At 31.3% G+C, this 6,962-nt stretch carries 8 protein-coding genes and 1 pseudogene; 3 read left to right on the top strand and 6 right to left on the bottom strand.

The features are described 5' to 3' along the window. Nucleotides 1–299: pseudogene (locus V7Q02_RS15560) on the bottom strand (transposase); the annotation flags it as partial. A 58-nt stretch (nucleotides 300–357) separates the two neighbouring features. Here V7Q02_RS15560 and V7Q02_RS15555 point away from each other — a divergent pair. Then, nucleotides 358–726, top strand: coding sequence for a hypothetical protein (locus tag V7Q02_RS15555; protein ID WP_333861998.1), 369 nt, complete (start codon nucleotides 358–360; stop codon nucleotides 724–726). 131 nt (nucleotides 727–857) lie between these two features. Further along, nucleotides 858–1,034 (top strand): hypothetical protein, encoded by a 177-nt coding sequence (locus V7Q02_RS15550; RefSeq protein ID WP_333861997.1) that lies wholly within the window; start codon nucleotides 858–860, stop codon nucleotides 1,032–1,034. A 199-nt stretch (nucleotides 1,035–1,233) separates the two neighbouring features. Here the strand turns inward: V7Q02_RS15550 and V7Q02_RS15545 are convergent, their stop codons facing one another. The 5 genes from V7Q02_RS15545 to V7Q02_RS15525 all read right to left on the bottom strand — a co-directional run bounded on the left by V7Q02_RS15545 (nucleotide 1,234) and on the right by V7Q02_RS15525 (nucleotide 4,962). Further along, the gene (locus V7Q02_RS15545) at nucleotides 1,234–2,274 is read right to left on the bottom strand and encodes an AI-2E family transporter (protein ID WP_333861996.1); all 1,041 of its coding nucleotides are present in this window, start codon (nucleotides 2,272–2,274) and stop codon (nucleotides 1,234–1,236) included. A 10-nt stretch (nucleotides 2,275–2,284) separates the two neighbouring features. Further along, the gene (locus V7Q02_RS15540) at nucleotides 2,285–2,788 is read right to left on the bottom strand and encodes a PRC-barrel domain-containing protein (RefSeq protein ID WP_333861995.1); all 504 of its coding nucleotides are present in this window, start codon (nucleotides 2,786–2,788) and stop codon (nucleotides 2,285–2,287) included. Between the two features lie 90 nt (nucleotides 2,789–2,878). Next, complete coding sequence (gene nifU / locus V7Q02_RS15535; protein ID WP_333861999.1) at nucleotides 2,879–3,307, bottom strand: Fe-S cluster assembly scaffold protein NifU; 429 nt, start codon at nucleotides 3,305–3,307, stop codon at nucleotides 2,879–2,881. After that, nucleotides 3,307–4,515, bottom strand: coding sequence for a cysteine desulfurase NifS (gene nifS / locus V7Q02_RS15530; protein ID WP_333861994.1), 1,209 nt, complete (start codon nucleotides 4,513–4,515; stop codon nucleotides 3,307–3,309). The genes nifU and nifS overlap by 1 nt, the downstream gene beginning before the upstream one ends. Then, a complete protein-coding gene (locus tag V7Q02_RS15525; RefSeq protein WP_333861993.1) occupies nucleotides 4,516–4,962 on the bottom strand; it encodes an RrF2 family transcriptional regulator in 447 nt (148 codons plus the stop codon). 308 nt (nucleotides 4,963–5,270) lie between these two features. Between V7Q02_RS15525 and V7Q02_RS15520 the strand changes: the two genes are divergently transcribed. Continuing rightward, nucleotides 5,271–6,584 (top strand): replication-associated recombination protein A, encoded by a 1,314-nt coding sequence (locus V7Q02_RS15520; RefSeq protein ID WP_333861992.1) that lies wholly within the window; start codon nucleotides 5,271–5,273, stop codon nucleotides 6,582–6,584. Nucleotides 6,585–6,962: the final 378 nt, after the last annotated feature.

The raw sequence follows: 6,962 nt of genomic DNA, 5'->3' as shown, positions 1-6,962 counted from the left end.
TTACAATAGTATTTTGAAAAATTTAGCGATTTCACAAAAGTCGAGGTAGAACCTTTTAGTTTTGTTATGAGCTGTATCCCCCTAGAATACAATATATCTGATATTTTCTTGGACAAATAACCCTTGTTCCCGAATAATTTCCCGTAAAGTTCTTTTGAGAGTTGTTCTATTACCTCTATATTCCTGTCATTTATGACAAGATGAAGTTTGAAACCATAAAACCACCCTGTTGAACTCTTTCCCCTTTCTGCAATTCCCTTGAAAACCTTGTGGGAATGTATTCTCCTATTATGACATACATCTTCAAGACATTTAAAGAAAGAGGAAGAAGAATTAAAGAAATATATATAACAGTATGTGAAACGCAGCTTTGCCTGTGAAGCTGATGCTAAAAAAGAAATTGATGAAATTCAAAAATTCAAAGTAAAAAAATTCAAACACCACATATTAGACTGTTATATTGAGGCAAAAGCCGTAAAGAAAGTAGGCAGACCTTCACAAAAGGAATATGAAAAGAAGTATGAATATGTTCTTAGATTTGATATTTACAAGGATACTGTAAAAATACAAGATGCACTTGAAGAGGCATGTACATTTGTTCTTGCTAGTAATGATTTAGAGATTTCAGGTGAAGTACTTTTAATAGAATACAAAACACAAAGCAGCGTAGAGAAAAAATTTCAACAGTTAAAGTCTCCAGACTTTATTAATTCTTTGTATATATAAACACCTGAAAGAGTTGAAGCATTAACATATATGTTATTAATGACAATGATGATTTTATAAGTAGTTGAGTATGTAGTAAGGAGAGAATTAAAAAAGAAAATGAAATCGTAATTGGTCCTGGAAAAATAAAAATGATAAAACCTACATTGAAGTCTATAGTTTCAATATTTCATAATGTTACAATATTTGTTATCAAGGAAAACGGTATGAAAAGAAGGATATTGATGAATCCGTTAAATGATAGCCAATCAAAAATAATTAGATATTTAGGATTGGATGAAACAATATTTACAGGCAGCGTTCTTTGATATGATGTTTGAATAATTTTTTTTAATGCTAATATTGATTGAGGAACTATTTACATATTTTAAATGGAATGATCTTTATTGAACATATTATTATTCCATTTGAAAATTTTCAAACAAAAAATTATCGCTGAATAATCTAGCATTCAGCGAAATATGAGATTTTATACTAAAAATTCATGTATTGTTTAAATATAAAGTATTAAAACATATAATAATTTAAGTCTTCATACATTACTTTAATTATAACTCCTACGGGAACTGCAAGTACCATTCCCATAAAACCTGATATTTCCCCTCCAATTATCAGTAAAAGTATTACTACCAGGGGATGCATACTTATACTATCTGCAGTAACTTTAGGAGACAGTATATTTCCTTCTATCTGTTGAAGTAAATAAAGAGCTGCTGCTGTCCATAGAGCCTTTTCAGGAGATTTTATTAAAGCTATAACTATAGCTGGAACAGCTCCAAATATGGGCCCAAAATATGGGATTATATTAAAAAATGCATTTAGAACAGACAGTATTATGGGAAAATCTATTTTTAATATTAAAAGTATAAAAAATGTGGCTATTCCAACAAATCCACTTAACATAAGCTGACTTATTATATATCTTCCCAGTATTTTATCTGCATGACAACTTATGTTTTTAATTATGCTCCTACTCTTTACCGGAAATGTAGAAAGTACTTTTTCATTTATACATTCTCCTTCAGATAAAAAATAATAAGTTATTACAGGAATAACTACTATGTATAAAATATTTCCCCCTATCTTCATTAAAGAATCAAATATTCTAGTAAACACAGCGGTTACTTCCCTGTCAATTTTTCTATTAAAATCATTAATTAATATATGTATTGTCCTGTTTCCCTGGATTAGCTTCAATTTTCCATAAAAATTGTCCATTAAATTTTGAATACTATACATGGCATTACTTAAACTTAAACTTTCCTTAAAAAGAGAAGGTATCAAAATTGCAAATATACTTACAATAAACAAGCCTACCAAGGCTATAAGAATAAAGGCACTTATTCTTTTCCCAATCCCTTTATTTGCCATAATATGTTGTATAGGCCTTAATGTATAGGCTATTAAAAAAGATATAAGCATTAAATATATTATTTCCCTAAGTACAGAAACTTTAATAATAACTATTATTAAAGCCATAAAAATTACAGTAAGTAATGCATATTTAATTTTTCTCTTTTTTTCAATGGCCATAATATCATCTTCCACAATTCAAATTTTAAATTTTCTCCTTTTCCTTTAAATCCAAAAACTTGTAAGGTGAATTAGAAAAGTTTAGATTTTCACTTTCTCCTCTATACAGTAAATTTTTTTCCCCTAAAATCAAGTCATCCATAAGCAATACTTTCTTTCCATCTATAAAATTGCTTATAAATCCTACAGACAATATAAGTGCTTTTATTAAAAAGGTCTTCTTATGAAATAACATATCCTCCACTATGCCGATTAAATGTCCCTTTTTATCCACCACATTCATGCCCTTTATATCCCCAAATTGCAATGATTTTTTTCTATTTATACTTGTAACAACTAATATAGATGAAAAACTTACTACATCTTCTAAAAATATATTTAAGCTTTTTTTAAATAAACTATTGGGAGTAACAACAAATCCCTGTACTCTTTTATCATTAAAGTTTAATATTATATCACTTATAAATCCCAGTAAATTTCCTGAAAGGTTAACTACATCTTTGAAAATAAAATCTCTTGTTTTGTACAAGATATCACCTTACTTCTAAAATATATACTTGTAGTTTGTGCATAAAAAATAAAAATATAACTCTAAAGAGTTATATTTTTATTTTAAAATCTATTCCCCATGAACGTGTTCATGAATGGTTTCTGAATGAGTCTTAATGGTCCAAGGTTCAAGCCCTTGAGACTCTCTATAATCATTTATTGCTTTATGAATAGCCTCTTCGGCCAACACTGAACAGTGCATCTTAACTGGTGGAAGTCCATCTAGCGCATCTGCCACCGCCTTATTGGTAAGATTCCATGCCTCCTCCAGTGTTTTTCCCTTTATAATTTCTGTAGCCATACTGGAAGATGCTATGGCAGAGCCACATCCAAAAGTTTTAAACTTTATATCCTTTATTATATTGTCCTCAACTTTTATGTACATCTTCATTATATCTCCACATTTTGGATTTCCAACTTCTCCAATTCCATTTGCATCAGATATTTCTCCCACATTCCTTGGATTCCTAAAATGATCCATAACTTTTTCACTATACATCATGATTGTTTTACCTTCTCTCCTTTATTTTTCGATTTTATAAAATCTTCCCAAAGGGGTGACATTGCCCTTCTCCTTGCTACTATTTCTGGAATAACCTTTAGTGCATAATCTACATCTTCCTCTGTGGTTCCTGCTCCCAATGTAAGCCTAAGAGAGCCATGTGCCACTTCATGAGGTAATCCCAAACACAATAGTACATGAGAAGGATCCAAAGATCCTGATGCACAGGCACTCCCTGTTGACGCATATATACCTGCATCATTTAAGTCCAAAAGTATGGTTTCCCCCTCTACTCCAATAAAACTCAAATTTACATTTCCTGGTAACCTCTTATCACCTTCAGTACCATTTAACTTGGTATAAGGTATTTCTTTCATAAGCCCTTTTATAAGCTTATCCCTTAAATAACTTAATCTTTTATTTTCATTTTCCAAATCATCCATTGCCAATTCTATGGCTTTCCCTATGCCAACTATTCCAGGCACATTTTCTGTGGAAGCTCTTTTTCCTCTTTCCTGGCCGCCTCCATGTATCAAACTTTCAATTTTTATTCCTTTTTTCAAATACATTGCCCCTATTCCCTTGGGACCATAAAATTTATGTGCTGCCATAGAAAGAGCATCTATGTTCATGGACTTTACATCAATGCCAACGTGGCCTATAGCCTGAACTGCATCTGTATGAAAGTATACTTTTCTTTTTTTACAAATTTCTCCTATTTCCTTTATAGGCTGTATTGTTCCTACTTCATTATTGGCAAACATTATAGATACCAATATGGTAGTATCCTTAATAGCTTTTTCAAGTTCTTCAAGGTCTATAAATCCATATTCATCTACATTTAAATAAGTAACTTCAAAACCATTCTGCTCCAAAAATTTACAGGCATGTATTACAGCATGATGTTCTATTCCTGTAGTTATTATATGATTTCCCTTATTTTTATTTCCAAAGGCTATACCCTTTAATATCCAGTTATCACTTTCAGAACCTCCCGCAGTAAAAAATATTTCATTTTTTTCCGCTTCTATAGCTTTAGCTACTTTTCCTCTAGCTTCATCCACAGCTTTTCTTGGAATATCCGACATAGAATATAAGGAAGATGGATTCCCGAAATTTTCTGTAAAATAAGGTATCATCTCTTCTAACACTTCTGGTTTAGTATATGTAGTAGCTGCATAATCCATATATACCTCTTTATTCATTTACTTATCCCCTTTCAATTTGCTTAGTTTCATACTATTGTAATCATCTACCATATCTTGTAAAGTTGTAGACTTCATGATTTCATCTATTCCATCCTTTATCCTACTCCACAAAAGTCTAGTAGCACAACAATCTATATTATTACAAGAACTTTCATTATTATCATCTACACAATCCGATATCTCTATAGGCCCTTCCAAAACTCCCATTATATCCCATACAGTTATATCCTTGGGTTCTCTATTTAAAATATATCCTCCCTGAGAGCCTCTTATACTCCTGATTAAATTAGATTTTCTGAGATTGGAGAACAATTGCTCTAAATAGTATTCAGATATTTTCTGTCTTTCTGATATAGTCTTTATAGATAAAGGTTCGTCTCCATAATGAATAGCCAGATCTACCATGGCCTTCACTCCATATCTTCCCTTTGTGGATAGTTTCAATTAATCACTTCCTTTTAAATTACAATACTTCCCCATCATATTATCAAAATCATAGTAAACTTGTCAACAATAAAATATATATTTAAAAGTCCTTTAATTAAGCTGCTTTGCACTAAAATAAAAAGAAACTATCCACAGCTATTTCAAAGATGGCTAATAAATAGTTCCATATTTTTATCGACTATTTTTTTCAGTTTATTTTTGTTATACATCCTTTTTTCTAAAATATTAACATCATTTTTGAATTAAAAACTATCCGTTTTACAGTATAATATAATATATATTAATTTAAAAAGGATGGTAAAATTATGGATTTATTTGATATGGCTAATGAAAGAAATCATAAAGAACTAAAACCTTTGGCTGAAAGAATGAGGCCAAATACCTTAGAAGAATTTATAGGGCAGGAACATATTTTAGGTAAAGATAAGATGTTATACAGGGCAATAGCTACAGATAATATTTCTTCTTTAATTTTTTATGGTCCTCCTGGCGTAGGCAAAACCACACTAGCAAAAATTATAGCTCATACAACAAAGGCAAATTTTTATGAATTAAGTGCTGTAAATTCTGGTACAGCGGATGTGAAAAAAATTATAAAAGAAGCAGAAAACAACTTAAAATTTTATTCTAAAAAGACAATATTATTTATTGATGAAATACACAGATTCAACAAAGCTCAACAGGACAGTGTTTTAAATGCAGTTGAAAAAGGTATAATTATATTGATAGGCGCTACTACAGAAAATCCTTATTTTGAAGTTAACAATGCACTTCTTTCCCGTTCTATGATTTTTCAGCTGGAAAGTCTTTCTGAAGGTAACGTAAAAAAAGCATTGAAAAATGCAATTGAAAGTCCAAAAGGTTTGGGTTATCTTAAAATAGAAACAGATCCTGAAGTATTTGATTACTTTGCACTACACAGCGGCGGTGATATAAGAAAGGCTTTAAATGCTTTGGATATGGCAGTTAGAACTTCGTCAAAAAAAGAAGATAAAATTTTCATAACTACAAAAGATGCAAAAGAATGTATCCAGAGAAAAATTACTTTATATGATAAAGGAGGTACATCTCACTATGATACCATCAGCGCCTTTATAAAGTCCCTTCGAGGTAGTTCTCCTGACGGTGCAGTGTACTATCTTGGGAAAATGCTGGATTCCGGTGAAGATCCTATGTTTATAGCAAGGAGAATTGTTATTCAGGCCTCAGAAGACGTGGGAAATGCGGATCCTATGGCTTTAGTAGTAGCCACAAATGCCATGAATGCAGTACATATGATAGGTATGCCAGAATGTAGATACGCCTTATCCCAAGCGGCAATATACGTAGCCTCAGCACCAAAATCGAATGCTTCCTGCACTGCAATTGATTCTGCCCTTGAAGATGTAAGAACCTGTAGGGATTCAGGAATACCTCCTTATTTAAGAGATGCTCACTATAAAGGTGCAAAAAAATCAGGATATGGCACTGGCTACTTGTATCCACACTCTTATGGGGGATTTGTAAAACAACAGTACTTACCTGATTCCCATAAAAACAAAGTATACTATAAATCCACATCTAACGGATTTGAATCTAAAATTAAAGATAGATTAATTAGGCTCTGGGGTAAAAAATAATTTGTAAATTCTATCTACTGTCCACTCCCCCTCCATTCCCTGCCTTGATCTAAATTAACTCTATATTTAATAAATTCATTAAATACCAAAATAACTACTTTCCTCATCGTAATATGCTCTACTATAGGACTTCGAAGGATTACTTTCTGGGTTTTGGGTGGAGCATCCCATTAAAATTAATTGCTGTGGACGTCTGCGGACTACACTTAGAATAACTGGATGCGTCCGATTCTTCTTCTAATTTTAATTATTTATTTCATATCTCCTTTAATCTTCTCAATTATTATTTTGTATTAATACATTTAACATTGCTTATTATATAGGGTTCTACCTCGACTTTTGTGAAATCGCTAAATTTTTCAAAATACTATTGTAAAA

Origin of the sequence: Clostridium sp. (genome assembly GCF_036781005.1) — a bacterium.
In the GTDB taxonomy this organism is placed as follows: Bacteria; Bacillota; Clostridia; order Clostridiales; family Clostridiaceae; genus Clostridium_B.
Note: the sequence above shows the minus strand (reverse complement) of the source record. Positions and strands in the feature narration are given on the sequence as shown.

What these genes read in the sequence shown, in the direction of transcription:
- V7Q02_RS15550 (WP_333861997.1), top strand. Translation starts at nt 858, where the DNA reads ATGATAAAACCTACATTGAAGTCTATAGTTTCAATATTTCATAATGTT.
- nifU (WP_333861999.1), bottom strand. Translation starts at nt 3,307, where the DNA reads ATGTATAGTGAAAAAGTTATGGATCATTTTAGGAATCCAAGGAATGTG.
- nifS (WP_333861994.1), bottom strand. Translation starts at nt 4,515, where the DNA reads ATGAATAAAGAGGTATATATGGATTATGCAGCTACTACATATACTAAA.
- V7Q02_RS15520 (WP_333861992.1), top strand. Translation starts at nt 5,271, where the DNA reads ATGGATTTATTTGATATGGCTAATGAAAGAAATCATAAAGAACTAAAA.